Here is a 17,236-nt window from a genome sequence, read left to right as displayed (position 1 = left end):
CAGCGGACTGTCTGCGGCGTCTGCATAATGGCTGATGAGCCCTCGCCGGATCCTCCGCGCGACGGGACGAGGAGGCCGAGCACGTGTTCGACTCGATGCTCGATACGAACATCACCGGTGGATGGCTCCTGGTCGCGGTCTATGCCGTCCCGGCGTTGCTCGCCGCCGTGACCGTCCTGCGGAGGCCGACTCGCCGCTGGCCGACCGGTCGCTGGACAGCTCTGGTGCTTGGGGCCTGCGTAGTCGGGGCGGGGGTGGGTCTGCTCACGACCTGGCTCGTGGGCGATGTCTTCGATGTGTTCGGCGTAACGCTCAGTCCGGTGGTGCGTGGGGCGGTGGCCTTGTGCTTCGCCGGGATGCTCCTGGGGCTCCTCGCGCTCCGGCGGAGCGGAACCTGGCATCGCGTCGCTGCGATAGCGCTCGTGCTCACGGTGCCCATCGGAGCCGCCGCGACGATCAACATCGATTTCGGTCAGTTCGTCACGGTTCGGGAGGTGCTCGGGCTCTCGACGATCCCGAAGGCGGTCCTGCCCGCCATCACCGCAGCACAGGGCGGGCCGACGACGAGCATCGCCGAGTGGACCGCGCCGGCGGACATGCCGCGCGCCGGTCGCGTCGGCGAGGTGAGCATCCCGGGCGTCGTGTCGGGTTTCGCCGCCCGCCCGGGTGTGGTCTACTTGCCGCCAGCAGCTCTCGTCTCCGATCCTCCGCATCTTCCCGTGGTCGTGGCATTGTCCGGACAGCCGGGTTCGCCGAGCGACGTCATCAATGCCGGGCACCTCGCGACGGAAATGAACACCCTCGCCAGCATGCACGATGGACTCGCCCCGATCGTCGTCATTCCCGACCAGCTCTCGGCGGCGCACGATGTCAATCCCCTGTGCGTCGACTCACCGATCGGCAATTCTGCGACGTACCTGACGGTCGATGTTCCGGCGTGGATCCGCAGCCATCTCAACGTCGCATCCGATCGCGTCAATTGGGCTGTTGCCGGTTTCTCGCAGGGCGGAACCTGCGCCATCCAGCTCGGCGCAGCCAGATCGGATCTCTTCGGCGCGATCATCGACGTCTCTGGCGAGCTCGTGCCGACTCTGGGCAGCAAGGCCGAGACGATCGACAAGGGCTTCGGAGGAAAGCCCGACGCCTACGCCGCCGCACAGCCTCTCGCACTGCTCTCCGCGCACGCGCCATACTCCGATACGACCGCGATCTTCGTCGTGGGCTCGAACGACGCGCGGTTCGCGCCGTTCGCGCAGAAACTATCGGAGGCCGCGCAGGCTGCAGGCATGAATGCGAGCTATCTGGAGGCCCCGGGGAGCGCTCATGACTGGGTGACGGGACGATTCGGGCTCTCGACCGGGATCGCGATGCTCTATCCACGGTTCGGCCTGGGATCCACCGATGTACAGGCGACGACACCATGACGGCACTCATGCGATGGTTGAGGGGCGGCGTGCGTGGCGCGCGACGGCATCCGGTCACGCTGACGCTGCTCGTCCTCTCGATACTGTTGTCCGTTGCAGCCTTGGTGGCGACGAACACCCACCCCGAGACGTTGCCACAGCTATTTGGCGTCGGTAGTGACACCATCTTCCGGCATGGCCATTGGTATACGGCGGTTACGGCGGTGTTCTTCAGCGGCGGCGTTCTCTCCTTGGTCGTGACCGTGCTGGGAATCGTGTTCCTCGTCGGCGCCTCAGAACGGCTCATCGGCAGCGTGCGCACGATCATCGCCTACCTCGTGACGGGCGCAGTCGGGCTGGCCGCCGGTCTGCTCGTGCAGTTCGCGCTGCAGGGGAGCACGGAGGAGTGGGTGAGACGCGCGCACGCACTGAACATCCTCGACCCCCTTGTTCCGGTCGCGGGGACGATCATGGCCGCGAGCACGGCGGCCGGCCCGCTGTGGCGTCGGCGCATCCGGGTGCTCGGAATGTCGGTGCTGATCATGTTCCTGCTTTACTCGGGGCAGCCAGGCGACCTCTACCGGGTTCTCGCCGCGGCAGCGGGTCTGCTGATCGGGCCGCTCCTGTTCCGCCGGGCGCCGCAACCCGCGCTCGTGCGCAGCAGCAGCCATGAATCACGCACGCTTCTCGCGACCCTGGTGGCGATCATGGCCGTCGGCCCCGTCGTGACGATCTTCTCCCCGCATCGCCTCGGCCCGCTCGCCCCGCTCGGCGAGCTCTTCGTCAACGTCTTTCTTGGGCACGGGGTACAGGATGCCTGTCGCAACAACGCATTCACCCACGATTGCATCCGCGAGCTCGCATTGACCCGTCTCGATGGGCCCGGGCCGGTGCTGCTGACGGTGCTGCCGCTCGTCGTGCTCGTCATCGCAGCGTACGGGCTGCTCAGGGGCAGGAGGGCCGCCGTCTGGTTGGCGGTCGGCGTCAACGCCCTCCTCGCCGCGCTCGCGGCCTTCTACTATGGGTTCCTCCCCGGCAGCGGCGACGACTACGTGCTCGACCTGAGTGGTTCCCGGCAGTGGGAGCTGGTGGCGATGCTCGCGGTGTCGACCGCCGTTCCACTCGTCATCGCCGTGCTGCTGTTCGTCAAGCGGGCGAGTTTTCCCGTGCGTTCGAACCCCCTCCGGATCCGCACGTCCGCGATCGCCCTGGCGATCTCGCTCGTGGTGAGTGCCTCCGCCTACCTGCTTCTCGGCATCGTCGACCCGGGTGGCTTCGAACCCGCGGTCGACGTCATGACCCTTCTCTACGATCTGCCGGAACGCTTCGTGCCGATCGGGTTCCTCGGCGTCGAGAAGATCGCCTTCGTGCCCGTGGACGATGTGACTCGCGCGGTCTTCCTCTGGATCGGTCCCGTGTTCTGGGGAACCTTGGCCGTCTGCTCGTTCGCCGTGTTGCGCTCGCCTCGGGCCGAGGACGTTCCCGGCGCGACGGGGCGCTATCGTGCCCTTCGCCATGCGGGCGGCGGCGGCAGCCTCGGCCATCTGGGGGTCTGGTCGGGCAACGGTCACTGGGTGTCGCAGGCCGGTGATGCCGCGATCGCGTACCGGGTCGTCAACGGCTTCGCCCTGACCGTCTCCGAGCCGGTATGCGCGCCGGAGCGGACGGAGGCTGCCGTCCGCGACTTCGTGGTCTTCTGCGACGAGCGGGGGTGGACTCCGGTCTTCTATGGCGTGCACGAGGAGCTTGTGCCCGTCTTCGAGGCCATCGGCTGGTCGACGGCGCGTATCGGCGACGAGGTCGTTCTGCGACCCACCACGTGGTCGATGGTCGGCAAGAGCTGGCAAGACGTCCGCTCGTCGATCAACCGAGCCGCTCGAGCCGGAATCCATGCCGAGTGGACGCAGTGGTCCCGGCTCGCTCTGAGCCAGCGTGCGCAACTCGCGGCGATCTCGGAGGAGTGGGTCGCCGCCCACGGACTGCCCGAGATGGGATTCACCCTGGGGGGGATCGACGAGCTCGCCGATCAGGATACCCGGCTCATGCTCGGGGTCGGCGATGGCGGCCACGTCGAGGCGGTAACGAGTTGGATGCCGAGCTACGACAGCGACGGCGCCGTGAAGGGTTGGACGCTCGATTTCATGAGGCGGCGCTCCGGTAGCATCAACGGGCTCATGGAGTTCCTCATCGCCGAGGTCGTGTTACGGGCGCAGCGCGAGGGACTCGAGTTCGTCAGCCTGTCGACGGCGCCGTTCGCGAACGCTCTCGACACCCCGGCCTCGCCACTCGAGCGGGTGCAGCGTTTTCTCGGCGACACACTCGAACCCGCATACGGGTTCCGTTCCCTGTTGCGGTTCAAGCGCAAGTTCCACCCGGAGCTGCTCCCGCTCAGCATGGCGTATCCCGATCCGCTCGCTCTTCCCGCCATAGGCGCGGCCGTGCTCCGCGCCTATCTGCCCGAGCTCTCGCTGGGCGACAGCGTCAGGTTGCTGCGTGTGCAGGTCGAGTAGCACATCGCAAAGTGCTAGCCTTAGAGCGTGATTCATGGTCTGCTCCTCCTTAGCTGCCGCGACGAGTCCTAGTCTCAGGCCTCACTCGTCGCGGAGTTCGTCGTTGGCTGACCACCACTCGCGAGGAGAACAACAGACCATGAGAAACAACCAGAAACCGTCGGCGATGCCGATACACCGCTACCGCCCGTATCACGAGCAACTCGTCGTCGACCTGCCGGATCGTTCCTGGCCGTCAGCGCGCATCACACAGGCTCCGCGGTGGTGCGCAGTCGATCTGCGTGACGGCAATCAGGCTCTGATCGACCCGATGAGCCCCGAACGCAAGCGGATCATGTTCGATCTGCTCGTGAAGATGGGCTTCAAGGAGATCGAGGTCGGATTCCCGAGCGCGAGCCAGACCGACTTCGACTTCGTGCGCAGCCTCATCGAAGAGGGCGCTATCCTAGACGACGTCACGATCCAGGTGCTCACTCAGGCGCGCGATCACCTCATCGAGCGCACGTATCAGTCGATCGTCGGGGCCAAGCAGGCGATCGTGCACCTGTACAACTCGACGAGTGTGCTGCAGCGAGCCGTCGTGTTCCGTCAGGACAAGCAGGGCATCGTCGACATCGCCCTGCACGGCGCTCGCATGTGCCGCGAGATGGAGACGACCGTGCCCGGCACGACCGTCTATTACGAGTACTCGCCCGAGAGCTATACGGGAACGGAGCTCGAGTTCGCCGTCGACATCTGCAATCAGGTCATCGAGATCTTCGAACCCACCCCGGAACGCAAGGTCATCGTCAACCTGCCCGCGACAGTCGAGATGGCGACGCCCAATGTCTACGCCGACTCGATCGAGTGGATGAGCCGGAATCTGGCCCACCGCGAGAACGTCATCCTCTCGCTGCACCCGCACAACGACAGGGGTACGGCGGTCGCCGCAGCCGAACTCGGCTACATGGCCGGCGCCGACCGTATCGAGGGCTGCCTGTTCGGCAATGGCGAGCGCACCGGCAATGTCGACCTCGTCGCGCTGGGCGTCAACCTGTTCACGCAGGGCATCGATCCGCAGATCGACTTCTCGAACATCGACGAGGTCAAGCGCACCGCCGAATACTGCAACCAGCTCAAGGTTCACGAACGCAGCCCGTGGGCGGGTGACCTCGTCTACACGGCGTTCAGCGGTTCGCATCAGGATGCGATCAAGAAGGGCTTCGAGGCCATGGCTGCGGATGCCGAGGCTCAGGGTGTCCACACCGACGACCTCGTCTGGGCCGTCCCCTACTTGCCCGTCGACCCCAAGGATCTCGGCCGCAGCTACGAGGCCGTCATCCGCGTCAACTCCCAGTCCGGCAAGGGCGGCGTGGCCTACCTGCTCAAGAACGATCATGCCCTCGACCTGCCGCGTCGATTGCAGATCGAGTTCTCGGGGGTCGTGCAGGCGAAGACCGATGCCGAGGGCGGCGAGGTGACGAGTGAGGAGATCTGGCGCATCTTCCGGGATGAGTACCTGCCGGCGCCCGCGACGCGGTCCCACGAGCGCTGGGGCCGGTTCGAGCTCATCGCCACGCGCACGTCGAGCGATCAGAGTGGCACGGTGAAGCTCAGCGTCGACCTGCGCGATGACGATCGCGAGTCCACCGCGGAGTCATTCGGCAACGGTCCGATCGCGGCGTTCCTGCGTGTCCTGGCGCAGCGGGGCATCGCCGTCGACCTGTTCGACTACTCGCAGCACGCCCTCTCGGCGAGCGGAGACGCAACGGCCGCGGCCTACGTCGAGCTCGAGGTCAACGGTCTGAGGCTGTGGGGTGTCGGGATCGACGCCGACACGTCGACAGCCTCGCTCAAGGCAGTAGTGTCGGCCGTGAACCGCGCACTGCGTGCGACGGCTCCTGCGCAGGCATCCGTGCCGGAGCCTGCCGCTGTCTGAGGAGTGACGGTGGAGCTCGTCTGAGAGTGGTATGTCGAGCGTCGGGGCTGCTATAGATCAGCCGCGACGCCAGCGCGGCCAGCTTCCGATCGCCCGCTGCTCGGGCAGGCTCCAGCCGAACCGCACGGAGAGCAATCGGATCACGGCGGTCAGGATCACACAGGAGATTCCCGCGATCGTGATCGGCACGCGCAGGGTGGCGAGGATGACGAGCAGCGCAGACCCCACGCCGGCCGCGACCGCGTAGAGCGAGCCGACGTGCATGAGCGCGATCGGAAGGTTGAGCATCATGTCGCGCAGGATCGACCCTCCGACCGCTGATATGATCCCGACGAAAGCCGCAGGAACCTCGGGGACGCCGTAGGCGAGGGCCTTCGTCACTCCGATCGCTCCGAAGAGGCCGATGGTCACCGCGTCGAGTCCGATGATGAGCGGGTTGAGACGGCTGAAGAGCCGTTGCAGCGCCATGCCGAGCAGCGCAGCCCCCGTGGCGACCGGCAGATACCAATTGCTCGCCATCGCCGCTGGCAGCTGGTTGATGAGCAGGTCGCGCAGCAGACCGCCGCCGAGCCCGACGACGATGCCGATGAGGGCCACGCCGAGCAGATCGATCCTGCGGTCCTTCATGCGTCCGGCGAACATCGCGCCCTGAATGGCACCGATCCCGACGGCGGTGAGGTCGAGCCATAGGGGGGTGACGAAGAGGGGGGTGCTCATGCATCCATGTATATCAAGCCCTGAGCACGCGCCTACGCCCGGTTTGCTCGCGGCAGCGGGATAATTGACTGGTGCCTGTCTATCGTGATGAAGCCGTCGTGCTGCGCACCCACAAACTGGGTGAGGCGGACCGCATCGTCACGCTGCTGACCCGTCAGCACGGCAAAGTGCGCGCGGTCGCTAAGGGCGTGCGGCGCACGGCGTCGAAGTTCGGCGCCAGGCTCGAGCCGTTCATGGTCGCTGACGTGCAACTCTATGAGGGCCGTAGCCTCGACATCGTCACACAGGCTGAGTCGATCGGCTCCTACGGTGCCCTCATCGCCGACGACTACGCGAGCTATACCGCGGCGAGCGCGATGGTCGAGACGGCAGACAAGCTCACAGAGTCGGAGGGTTCGCTGCAGCAGTATCTGCTGCTCGTCGGCGCACTGCGTTCCCTGTCACGGCGCGAGCACGGGGCGAGCCTCACGCTCGACTCCTACCTCCTGCGAGCGCTGTCGATGGCCGGATGGGCGCCGAGCTTTCAGGATTGCGCGCGGTGCGGTGCGCCGGGCATGCACTCGGCCGTCGTGGTACAGCTCGGCGGAGTGGTCTGCGACGATTGCGCGCCGCCGGGCGCTCCGCGACTGGACGCCGCGACGATCGAGCTCCTCGGCGCTCTGCTCGCGGGCGACTGGGCGCATGCGGAAACCGCGGAGGAGGGGATCCGGTCCCGGGCGAGCGGTGTCGTCGCCGCATACGTCCAGTGGCATCTCGAGCGCGGCTTGCGTTCATTGGCGCACGTCTCCCGGGAGGTCGTTCCGTGACGCCGAAACCCTACACGCACAAGGACGCCGTCGAGTACCGTTCCCTCGACTGGACAGGGCTCTACCCGCCGACGCTTCCCGCGAGGGCGGTCCCCGACCATGTCGCCGTCGTCATGGACGGCAACGGTCGCTGGGCCAATGAGCGCGGTCTCACTCGTATCGAAGGGCATAAGGCGGGAGAAGCCGCGTTGCTCGACGTCGTCGCGGGTGCGGTGCAGATCGGTGTCAAGCACCTCAGCGTCTACGCCTTCTCGACCGAGAACTGGAAGCGTTCGCCCGACGAGGTCCGGTTCCTCATGGGCTACAACCGCGACGTATTGCACCGGCGTCGCGACCAGCTCAACGAGTGGGGGGTGCGGGTCCGCTGGGCAGGGCGGAAGCCGCGGCTCTGGGCATCCGTCGTCAACGAACTGCAGTTCGCCGAGAGGCTCACCGCTGCCAACGACGTTCTGACTCTGACGATGTGCGTCAACTACGGGGGACGCAACGAGATCACGGATGCCGTGCGCGCGCTGGCCGCCGACGTCGTCGCCGGGCGTCTGAAGCCGTCGGCGATCACCGAGAAGGCGATCGCCCGGCATCTCTACACGCCCGAGATGCCGGATGTCGACCTGTTCGTTCGCAGCTCGGGGGAGCAGCGCACGAGTAACTTCCTGCTCTGGCAGAGCGCTTACGCCGAGATGGTCTTCCTCGACACGCTCTGGCCCGATTTCTCCCGGGTGGACCTCTGGCGGGCGATCGAGCTCTACGCCTCGCGCACCCGCCGGTTCGGCGCCGCCGTCGACGCGCCGAAAGGTTAGGCTCGCACCGCAGGGAATCTCGCACCGCCGGGAATACGGCGGGGACGGCCCGCTGTTGGCACCAAGGTGAGTGAACCCATCAGTGAAAGTGAACCCAGTGAACCCATCAAGGTCGACATCTGGTCGGATATCGCATGCCCGTGGTGCTACATCGGCAAGCGCAAATTCGAGGGTGGCGTGAGCGCTTTCGGCGAAGACCCGGACTCACCCCAGGTGATCGTGGAGTACCACAGCTTCGAACTCTCCCCGGACACCCCCGTCGACTTCGACGGCAGCGAGATCGACTTTCTGGCCGGCCACAAGGGCATGCAGAAGGAACAGGTCGTGCACATGCTCGACCGGGTCACGGGAATCGCCCGGGCGACGGGACTCAACTACGACTTCGACATCCTTCAGCACACGAACACCGTGAAGGCGCACCAGCTACTGCACTATGCCAAGGCCAAGGGGCTGCAGCTCGAGACCGTGGAGCGCCTCATGCGGGCGTACTTCACCGAGGGCCGTCATGTCGGCCGGATCGAAGATCTCGCCGATCTCGCCGCGGAACTCGGACTCGATCGCGACGACGTGGTGCGGTCGCTGACCGACGACGAGTTCCTCGGCGAAGTGCGCGCAGACCAGGCACTCGCCCGCGAATACGGCGTGAACGGTGTGCCGTTCTTCGTGATCGACGGCACGTACGGTGTTTCCGGGGCTCAGGAATCGGGGGCGTTCGTGCAGGTCCTCCAGCGGGTTCAGGCCGAGCGCTCTGCAGCCGAGGAGTCCATCGCGTGACCGATCCCGACGCATCCCCAACGATGACCGAGGCCACCGAGGTCGTGGCCCCAGGCGCGATGCCGGCGCTCACGCTGATCGGCGATACCGATGTCGGCGTTTGCGAGGGCGATAGCTGCGCGATCTGAGCCGATGGCCGACCGAGGCGGGCTATGACGCGCTCAAGCACCCCTGGGATGCGTTCCGGGGGCAGCGTTACGCCATCGTGCTCGATCCGGACGGCAATCCCGTCGACCTGTTCGCGGCTCTGCCGACTCGGCTGGCCGGTTGAGTCGGCGTCATGCAGGCAGGGGCTACTCTGGGTCGCTGATGTCCGCCACGATAGCGTCGAAGGCCCGAATCAGCTCATCAGCATCGACGAAGGCGCTGAAACCGTGTGCACCGGCGCCCATGGCGACCCGACGGCCGACGATGGCAGCATCCGCGAAGACCGGCCAGGGAATCGTACTGCCGAGCGGGGTGATCGTGCCGCGTTCGTAGCCGGTCGCGTCCAGGGCGCGCGAGGCGTCCGGCAGTTGCAGCTTGTTGACCCCGACCACGGCTCGCAGCTTGGACCAGGAGATCTTGCGGCCGCCGGGAACCAAGGCGAAGAGGAAGGTGTCGTCGCTGCGCTTCACCACGAGCGTCTTGACGATGCCGGACGGCTCGATTCCGAGAATCTTCGCCGCCTCATGCAGGCTGTTCGCGACGGGGCGCACCCTCACCTCGATGTCGAGTCCGCGTGCGGCGGCATCCTGGGTCACCCGGCCGATCCCGGGATTCTCCTGTTCGATCTCGGCATTCGTCATGGCGGCGGCGGCTTTCTGGGAGAATCGAGGAACATGTCTGCCCCCACAACACTAAGCCCAGCACCCCGACTCACGATCGGCTCGCTCGAACTCGACGTCCCCGTCGTGCTTGCGCCGATGGCCGGCATCACCAACACCGCGTTCCGCCGACTCTGCCGTGAGTTCGGGGCCGGCCTCTACGTGAGCGAGATGATCACCTCGCGCGCTCTCGTCGAACGCACTCCGGAGTCCATGCGCCTCATCACCCATCACGAGAGCGAGACCCCCCGGTCGATCCAGCTGTACGGCGTCGATCCGAAGACCGTCTCGGAGGCGGTGACCTTGCTCGTCGCCGAGGATCGTGCCGACCACATCGACCTGAACTTCGGATGCCCGGTGCCCAAGGTCACCCGCAAGGGCGGTGGCGCGGCCCTGCCGTGGAAGCTGGGGCTGTTCCGGCAGATCGTCGAGGGGGCGGTGAAGGCTGCCGGAGACGTTCCGCTCACCGTCAAGATGCGCAAGGGCATCGACTCCGACCACCTCACCTACCTCGAGGCGGGTAGAGCGGCAGAAGGCGCCGGCGTCGCGTCGATCGCCCTGCACGCTCGCACAGCGGCGGAGTTCTACTCCGGGCAGGCCGACTGGCCGGCGATCGAGAAGCTCAAGAACGCCGTCTCGGGCGCGCCTGTGCTCGGTAACGGCGATATCTGGTCGGCAGAGGATGCCCTCCGGATGGTGCGCGAGACCGGATGCGACGGCGTCGTCGTCGGCCGTGGTTGTCTGGGTCGTCCCTGGTTGTTCGGCGACCTCGCGGCGGGTTTCCGCGGCGAGATCCGAACGTTCCGTCCCGACCTCGGCCAGGTCGCCGTGACATTCCGCCGTCACGCCGAGCTGCTCGTCGAGTTCTTCGACAGCGAGGAACGCGGCTGCCGCGACATCCGCAAGCACGTCGCCTGGTATTTCAAGGGCTATCCGGTCGGGGGCGAGCTGAGGGCCCGGCTGGCGACGGTCGAGTCGCTGCAGCACCTCGACGACCTGCTCGCGACTCTCGATGGGGACCTGCCGTACCCGGGCGAGGGCGCCGAAGGGCCACGCGGCCGGGCAGGCACCCCGAAGAGTCCGGCGCTCCCCGACAGGTGGCTCGAGTCCCAGGAACTCGTCGGCGACGACCGCACGACCCTCGTCGACGCGGAACTGGACACCAGTGGGGGCTGAGACCATGGCGAGCAACCGTCTTTTCGGAGGCTACGGCGAGCGCGACGCCGAGCGGTGGTTGCCGGAGGAGCACTCATCGCGACGCAGCGACTTCGCTCGCGACCGGGCGCGTCTTCTGCACTCGAGTGCCTTGCGCCGGCTCGCTGCGAAGACCCAGGTGCTCAGCCCGACCGCCGGTCTCGACTTCGCCCGCAACCGGCTCACGCACTCCCTCGAGGTGGCCCAGGTCGGGCGAGAGCTCGCCTCGAGCCTCGGACTCGATCCCGATGTCGTCGACACGGCCTGCCTCGCCCACGATCTGGGGCATCCGCCGTTCGGCCACAACGGCGAGAAGGCTCTCAACGTCTGGTCTGCCGACATCGGCGGCTTCGAAGGGAATGCTCAGACCCTGCGGCTGCTCACGCGCCTCGAGCCCAAGGTGTTCGGGGTCGACGGGCGCAGCTACGGACTCAACCTCACCAGGGCGAGCCTCGACGCGAGCTGCAAGTACCCTTGGCCGGAATCGACCTCCGTCGCCGATCCGAGTGGTCGAGCCAAATTCGGCTTCTACCGTGACGATGTCGCGGTGTTCGACTGGATGCGTGCCGAGGCTCCGGAGCGACGGCTCTCCATCGAGGCCCAGGTCATGGACCTCTCCGACGACATCGCCTACTCGGTGCACGACTTCGAAGACGCGATCGTGAACGGGTATATCGACGTCGCCGCGCTCGGCGCCCGTGTCGATCACGAGGCGCTGGTCGGTTCCATGTATGAGTGGATCGGCGGGGCGATCCCGCACGACGAGCTCATCGCTGCCTTCGACCGGCTCGACTCGCTCGACGGCTGGCTCAGCGGCTGGGATGGCAGTCGTAGCGACCAGGGTCGGCTCAAGAACCTGACCAGCCAGCTGATCGGACGGTTCGCGCACGCCGCGACGGAGGCCACACGGTCGGCGTTCCCGCTGGCGAGCCTCATCCGCTTCGACGCCGACGTCGTCGTGCCGCGCGAGATCCAGGCGGAGATCGCGGTGCTCAAGGGGATCGCCGCCGCCTTCGTGATGTCTAAGAACACGCGTCAGCCGATCTACCACCAGCAGCGCCAGGTGCTCACCTCGCTCGCCGAGGTGCTCTACGGCTCGGCGGAGCGGCATCTCGACTCCGGGTTCGCCGAAGACTGGCGTTCGGCTCCGGATGACTCTGCCCGCAAGCGCGTCATCGTCGACCAGATCGCGAGTCTCACCGACCAGTCGGCCATCGCCTGGTACGAGCGGCTCGTCCAGGACTGAGTCTTTCCCGCCCCCTCCGCATTCCCTGTCCGAGTCCGTGCCATCCGTCTCGTCCGACGATGTCGCGGCACGGGAGGAGATCGTGGGATGGGGAGGCCGCTTTTGACAGTGTGAGCCTCCTTTCCTGCCGAAGGCCTCCGGTGCTGCGTCGTCGTCGGGAGTGTCGGGAGCATAGGGACGGCATCCACAGGCAGGCTTGGGAGAGCTGGCGGCGAACTAGGATTGGGGGATGGCCGGCCGCATTCGACAGGGAGACATCGAAGAGGTCAAAGCCCGCACGAACATCGCCGACATCGTCGGCGAGTACGTGAGCCTGAAGTCCGCAGGTGTCGGCTCGATGAAGGGCCTCTGTCCCTTCCACGACGAGCGCAGCCCGAGCTTCCACGTGCGTCCGCAAGTCGGCTTCTACCACTGCTTCGGCTGTGGCGAGTCGGGAGACGTCTATTCCTTCCTTCAGAAGATGGACCATGTGAGCTTCACGGAGGCCGTCGAACGGCTTGCCGGTCGGATCGGTCTCGAACTGCACTACGAAGACGGCGGAGGACCGAGCGATCACGGCAATCGGGCTCGTCTTCTGGCCGCGAACCAGGCCGCCGCCGAGTTCTTCGTCGCACAGCTCGGCACCCCTGCGGCCGATCCTGGTCGCCGCTTCCTCGGCGAGCGCGGGTTCGACGCTCACGCTGCAGCGCGCTTCGGCGTCGGATTCGCCCCCAAGAGTTGGGACGAGCTCACCGGGCACCTGCGCGGCAAGGGCTTCACGAATGAGGAGCTCGCGGCCTCCGGACTCGTCTCGAGCGGCGACCGAGGCGTCTACGACCGCTTCCGTGGCCGTTTGGTCTGGCCGATCCGTGACATCACCGGGCAGACCGTGGGTTTCGGGGCGCGCAGACTGCTCGACGACGATCCCGGCCCCAAATACCTCAACACCCCGGATACCCCGGTGTATCACAAGGCCCAGGTGCTCTACGGCCTCGACCTGGCCAAACGCGACATCTCGCGGGCACGTCAGGTTGTCGTGGTCGAGGGGTACACCGACGTCATGGCTTGCCATCTCGCAGGTGTCACCACAGCCGTCGCCACCTGCGGAACGGCCTTCGGCATCGACCATATCAAGGTGCTGCGCCGTGTGCTCGGCGACGACTCGAGCATCGGCGAGGTCGTATTCACCTTCGACCCGGATGCGGCCGGGCAGAAGGCCGCGATGCGTGCCTTCAGCGAGGAGCAACGCTTCGCGGCGCAGACCTACGTTGCCGTGGCCCAGGACGGCCTCGATCCCTGCGATCTGCGGCTCACCCACGGCGACGATGCCGTGCGCCGCCTCATCGACACGAAGAAGCCCATGTTCGAGTTCGTGATCCGGCAGCTTCTCGCACAATACAACCTCGACACCGTCGAGGGCCGCATCGCCGCGTTGCGGGCTGCTGCCCCCGTCGTGGCCGACATTCGCGATCCTGCGCTGAGGCCGGGATACTCGCGGGAACTCGCCCGCCTGCTCGGTCTCGAGCTCACGGAGGTGACCCGCGCTGTTGCGGCGGGTCACCGTCAGCACGGAGCCGAACGAGGTGCGCGCCGGGAGCCTGTCACCGACCCTGCGACAGCGCCAGCCCAGGAAGCCGCGCGACCGTTCTCGATCACCGAGCTGCCCGGGGACCCGGCGACCAGACTGGAACGGGATGCGCTCATGGCGATGTTGCAGCAGCCGCGACTCGTCGGTGCAGCCATGCTTGGCCGGGCGGCGCAGAGCGGGATGAGCCACCCCTCGCTCACCGTCGTGCGGGACGCGGTCGCGGCCAACGTGCCGCACCTCGATGCGGTGGACTGGATCGATCGCGTGATCGCCGACGTTCCGGAGACGCTGCGCCCTCTTGTGCAGCAACTCGCCGTCGCCCCGATCCCCGAGCGCAGCGAGCGGGAGCTCGAGGTCTACGTGCGGGGAATCGTCACCTCGCTCGTCGATCGAGACCTGTTGCGGCACAAGGCGGAACTACTCGGTCGCCTGCAACGCAGCGATCCAGCCGATCGAGCGAACTCTGTCACCATTCAACGGGCGCTCATGGCGATAGACGCCGAACGGAACACGCTGCGCGCCGACTGACTGGAGAGGTTGCAGCTCCGTAAAGAATCGCCGTTCAACGGTCAGAATGCTAGAGCGTCCTGACCTTGTGTGCTAGGTGTATCCATACAGCAATGCGCGGGGATGCCTGTGGCGTTCCCCGCGCGTATGACACCAACAGGAAGAGGTATACGGATATGACATCCGCATCCACGAACGGCAAGCGCGTTCTCGCTGTCGCAGCCGGAATCACGGCAGCGGCACTCGTGCTCGCCGGCTGCTCCGCCGGATCCGGCGGCGGCACGGCCAGCGGTGGCGCCATCACAATTGGCACCACCGACAAGGTCACCACGCTCGACCCGGCAGGATCCTACGACAACGGATCCTTCGCCGTGCAAAACCAGGTGTTCCCGTTCCTCATGAACACCCCGTACGGCAGCCCGGATGTCGAACCCGACATTGCGGAGTCGGGTCGGTTCACGAGTGACACCGAGTACACGGTCAAGCTCAAGCCGGGACTCACTTTCGCGAACGGCCACAAGCTGACCTCTTCCGACGTCAAGTTCACCTTCGACCGTCAGCTTGCGATCGCCGACGAGAACGGGCCGTCGTCGCTCTTGTACAACCTCAAGAGCACCGAGGCCGTCGACGACACCACCGTCGTCTTCCACCTCAAGGCGGCCAACGACCAGGTCTTCCCGCAGATCCTGTCGAGCCCTCCCGGCTCGATCGTCGACGAGGAGGTCTTCTCGGCCGATTCGGTCACCTCCGACGACGACATCGTCGCCGGCAACGCATTCGCCGGCCCATACGTCATCACAAGCTACGACTTCAACAATCTCATCGGCTACAAAGCGAACCCCGACTACCAGGGACTGCTCGGCAAGCCGAAGACGGATGTCGTCAACGCGAAGTATTACGCCGACGCCTCGAACCTCAAGCTCGACGTGCAGGAGGGCAACATCGACGTCGCCTTCCGCAGCCTGTCGGCGACGGACATCGAGGACCTGCGTGGGAACGACAAGGTCAAGGTCGTCGACGGTCCCGGTGGTGAGATCCGCTACATCGTCTTCAACTTCGACACGCAGCCCTATGGTGCTACGACCGCCGAGGCCGACCCGGCCAAGGCTCTCGCCGTTCGTCAGGCCGCTGCCGACCTCGTCAACCGCGAAGAGATCGCGACTCAGGTTTACAAGGGAACCTACACCCCGCTGTATTCCTACGTGCCGGCCGGCCTGACCGGTGCAACCGAGTCCCTCAAGAAGCTCTACGGCGATGGCAACGGCGGTCCCGATGTCGGCAAGGCGAAGGCGACCCTGGAGGCCGCCGGCGTCTCGATCCCCGTTGCGCTGCACCTGCAGTACAACACGGACCACTACGGCCCGGGCTCCGGCGACGAGTACGCGCTGATCAAGGACCAGCTGGAGGCATCCGGTCTGTTCTCGGTCGATCTGCAGTCGACGGAGTACGTGCAGTACGTGAAGGACCGTACCGCCGACCTCTACCCCGCTTATCAGCTCGGCTGGTATCCGGACTATTCCGACGCGGACAACTACCTCACGCCGTTCTTCCTCACGGAGAACTTCATCCACAACCACTACGCCGATCAAGAGGTCAACGACCTCATCCTGCAGCAGGCCACCACGGCTGACCCCGCTGCGCGCACCGCACTCATCGAGAAGATCCAAGACAAAGTGGCGGCTCAGCTGCCCACCCTGCCGCTCCTGCAGGGTGCTCAGGTCGCCGTGACGGGAACAGACATCAGCGGTGCCCAGGAAACGCTCGACGCGTCCTTCAAGTTCCGCTACGGGGCGCTGGCGAAGGGCTAGCGACAGAAACGGCTAGAGTTGCTCTAGCTCCAACGGCGGGGGCGGCCCGCGAGATTGGGCCGCCCCCGCCTCTGCAATCGAATAGGTAGGCATGACCACTGTGGCAACGGCGCCAGAGGCCAAAACACGGCCGAACGCGCGCAAACGCTCGTCTTCAGGGGGAGGACTCGGCCGGTATCTCCTGGTCCGCTTTCTCCTGATCGTTCCGACCATCTTCATCCTCGTCACGATGGTCTTCGTTCTGATGCGTACGACCGGCGATCCGATCACCGCGTCGCTGGGCGGCCGGCTCGGACCGGAGCAGCTCGCGGAACGCATCCACGAAGCGGGCTATGATCGCCCGATCGTCGTGCAGTACCTCGAGTACCTCGGCCAGATCCTCTCCGGTGACTTCGGCATGACGATCAGCACGAACCGGCCGGTCCTGGAGGTGCTCACGAGCTATGGTCCCGCGACGTTCGAACTCGCCTTCTACGCTCTCATCGTCGCGTTCCTCGTCGGAATCCCCCTCGGAATGGTCGCGGCCTACTTCCGTGACAAGGCACCGGACGCCTTCTTCCGTGTCTTCGCCATCCTCTGCTATGCGACACCGGTCTTCTTCGCGGGTCTGCTGCTCAAGCTCGTCTTCTCGGTGTGGCTCGGCTGGCTCCCGGTCGCCGGGCGCGCTACGACAGGCTCCGAGCTGCAGATGCAACTGGTGCCCGGCAGGAGCGGCTTCTACACGATCGATGCGATTCAGACGGGCGACCCGGCCGTGGTCGTCGATGTTCTTTCGCATGCCGTGCTGCCGGGGATCGCGCTCGGACTGCTCACGGCGGGTGTGTTCTTGCGGCTTGTACGCACCAACGTCATCGGCACTCTCTCGACCGACTACGTGGATGCGGCACGCTCACGGGGCGTGAGCGAGTTCCGCCTCGTGCGCAAGCACGCGTACAGGCCGGCCCTCATCCCCATCATCACCGTCATCGGCCTGCAGATCGCCGTGCTGCTCGGCGGAGCGGTGCTCACCGAGACGACGTTCGAGTGGAAGGGTCTCGGCTTCATGCTGAGCGAGTTCCTCAAAGCGCGCGACTTCGTGGCTGTGCAGGGCATCGTGGCGCTGCTCGCCGTCATCGTTGCCATCACCAACTTCATCGTCGACGTCATCGCCGCTCTGATCGACCCGAGGGTGAGGTATTGA

Annotated in this window: 14 protein-coding genes; 12 read left to right on the top strand and 2 right to left on the bottom strand. The window is 66.1% G+C overall.

Annotated features, from left to right (window positions below):
* The first annotated feature begins 83 nt into the window (after positions 1–83).
* The 3 genes from ACFQB0_RS06685 (at position 84) to leuA (ending at position 5,831) form a co-directional block, all read left to right on the top strand.
* Entirely contained in the window at positions 84–1,424 is a 1,341-nt protein-coding gene (locus tag ACFQB0_RS06685) for an alpha/beta hydrolase (protein ID WP_386729075.1), read from the top strand.
* On the top strand, positions 1,421–3,913 hold the full coding sequence (locus tag ACFQB0_RS06680) for a rhomboid family intramembrane serine protease (protein ID WP_386729073.1): 2,493 nt from the start codon (positions 1,421–1,423) through the stop codon (positions 3,911–3,913). The genes ACFQB0_RS06685 and ACFQB0_RS06680 overlap by 4 nt, the downstream gene beginning before the upstream one ends.
* Before the next feature lie 139 nt (positions 3,914–4,052).
* A complete protein-coding gene (leuA, locus tag ACFQB0_RS06675; RefSeq protein WP_386729072.1) occupies positions 4,053–5,831 on the top strand; it encodes a 2-isopropylmalate synthase in 1,779 nt (592 codons plus the stop codon).
* A 57-nt stretch (positions 5,832–5,888) separates the two neighbouring features.
* On the opposite strand, the gene ACFQB0_RS06670 is transcribed toward leuA, so the two are convergent.
* Positions 5,889–6,548, bottom strand: coding sequence for a trimeric intracellular cation channel family protein (locus ACFQB0_RS06670; RefSeq protein ID WP_386729069.1), 660 nt, complete (start codon positions 6,546–6,548; stop codon positions 5,889–5,891).
* Positions 6,549–6,619: 71 nt separating this feature from the next.
* Between ACFQB0_RS06670 and recO the strand changes: the two genes are divergently transcribed.
* From recO to ACFQB0_RS06650, 4 genes are all read left to right on the top strand, one after another.
* Entirely contained in the window at positions 6,620–7,354 is a 735-nt protein-coding gene (recO, locus tag ACFQB0_RS06665; protein WP_386729066.1) for a DNA repair protein RecO, read from the top strand.
* Positions 7,351–8,154, top strand: a complete 804-nt coding sequence (locus ACFQB0_RS06660) for an isoprenyl transferase (RefSeq protein ID WP_386729064.1) — start codon at positions 7,351–7,353, stop codon at positions 8,152–8,154. The genes recO and ACFQB0_RS06660 overlap by 4 nt, the downstream gene beginning before the upstream one ends.
* Positions 8,155–8,220: 66 nt before the next feature.
* Positions 8,221–8,928: a DsbA family oxidoreductase gene (locus tag ACFQB0_RS06655; protein WP_386729062.1), complete on the top strand. Its 708-nt coding sequence runs from the start codon at positions 8,221–8,223 to the stop codon at positions 8,926–8,928.
* Positions 8,925–9,056, top strand: coding sequence for a hypothetical protein (locus ACFQB0_RS06650; RefSeq protein ID WP_386729060.1), 132 nt, complete (start codon positions 8,925–8,927; stop codon positions 9,054–9,056). Before ACFQB0_RS06655 ends, ACFQB0_RS06650 begins: the two co-directional genes overlap by 4 nt.
* Before the next feature lie 165 nt (positions 9,057–9,221).
* Here ACFQB0_RS06650 and ACFQB0_RS06645 read toward each other — a convergent pair whose 3' ends face one another.
* Positions 9,222–9,716 (bottom strand): aminoacyl-tRNA deacylase, encoded by a 495-nt coding sequence (locus tag ACFQB0_RS06645; protein WP_386729058.1) that lies wholly within the window; start codon positions 9,714–9,716, stop codon positions 9,222–9,224.
* Between the two features lie 33 nt (positions 9,717–9,749).
* On the opposite strand from ACFQB0_RS06645, the gene dusB reads away from it, so the two are divergent.
* The 5 genes from dusB to ACFQB0_RS06620 all read left to right on the top strand — a co-directional run bounded on the left by dusB (position 9,750) and on the right by ACFQB0_RS06620 (position 17,236).
* A complete protein-coding gene (gene dusB, locus ACFQB0_RS06640; protein WP_386729055.1) occupies positions 9,750–10,910 on the top strand; it encodes a tRNA dihydrouridine synthase DusB in 1,161 nt (386 codons plus the stop codon).
* A 4-nt stretch (positions 10,911–10,914) separates the two neighbouring features.
* Positions 10,915–12,174, top strand: a complete 1,260-nt coding sequence (locus ACFQB0_RS06635) for a deoxyguanosinetriphosphate triphosphohydrolase (RefSeq protein ID WP_386729053.1) — start codon at positions 10,915–10,917, stop codon at positions 12,172–12,174.
* 229 nt (positions 12,175–12,403) lie between these two features.
* A complete protein-coding gene (gene dnaG / locus ACFQB0_RS06630) occupies positions 12,404–14,269 on the top strand; it encodes a DNA primase (RefSeq protein WP_386729050.1) in 1,866 nt (621 codons plus the stop codon).
* Positions 14,270–14,424: 155 nt separating this feature from the next.
* Positions 14,425–16,056, top strand: coding sequence for an ABC transporter substrate-binding protein (locus ACFQB0_RS06625; protein WP_386729048.1), 1,632 nt, complete (start codon positions 14,425–14,427; stop codon positions 16,054–16,056).
* Between the two features lie 91 nt (positions 16,057–16,147).
* Entirely contained in the window at positions 16,148–17,236 is a 1,089-nt protein-coding gene (locus tag ACFQB0_RS06620) for an ABC transporter permease (RefSeq protein ID WP_386729045.1), read from the top strand.

The sequence above is a fragment of the Luethyella okanaganae genome (genome assembly GCF_042660285.1).
Lineage (GTDB): Bacteria > Actinomycetota > Actinomycetes > Actinomycetales > Microbacteriaceae > Luethyella > Luethyella okanaganae.
Note: the sequence above shows the minus strand (reverse complement) of the source record. Positions and strands in the feature narration are given on the sequence as shown.

Bases quoted from the DNA above. Each gene is read 5' to 3' on its own strand.
- ACFQB0_RS06625 (WP_386729048.1), top strand. From the start codon at position 14,425: ATGACATCCGCATCCACGAACGGCAAGCGCGTTCTCGCTGTCGCAGCC.
- dnaG (WP_386729050.1), top strand. From the start codon at position 12,404: ATGGCCGGCCGCATTCGACAGGGAGACATCGAAGAGGTCAAAGCCCGC.
- ACFQB0_RS06635 (WP_386729053.1), top strand. From the start codon at position 10,915: ATGGCGAGCAACCGTCTTTTCGGAGGCTACGGCGAGCGCGACGCCGAG.
- ACFQB0_RS06645 (WP_386729058.1), bottom strand. From the start codon at position 9,716: ATGACGAATGCCGAGATCGAACAGGAGAATCCCGGGATCGGCCGGGTG.
- ACFQB0_RS06680 (WP_386729073.1), top strand. From the start codon at position 1,421: ATGACGGCACTCATGCGATGGTTGAGGGGCGGCGTGCGTGGCGCGCGA.
- dusB (WP_386729055.1), top strand. From the start codon at position 9,750: ATGTCTGCCCCCACAACACTAAGCCCAGCACCCCGACTCACGATCGGC.
- ACFQB0_RS06670 (WP_386729069.1), bottom strand. From the start codon at position 6,548: ATGAGCACCCCCCTCTTCGTCACCCCCCTATGGCTCGACCTCACCGCC.
- leuA (WP_386729072.1), top strand. From the start codon at position 4,053: ATGAGAAACAACCAGAAACCGTCGGCGATGCCGATACACCGCTACCGC.
- ACFQB0_RS06620 (WP_386729045.1), top strand. From the start codon at position 16,148: ATGACCACTGTGGCAACGGCGCCAGAGGCCAAAACACGGCCGAACGCG.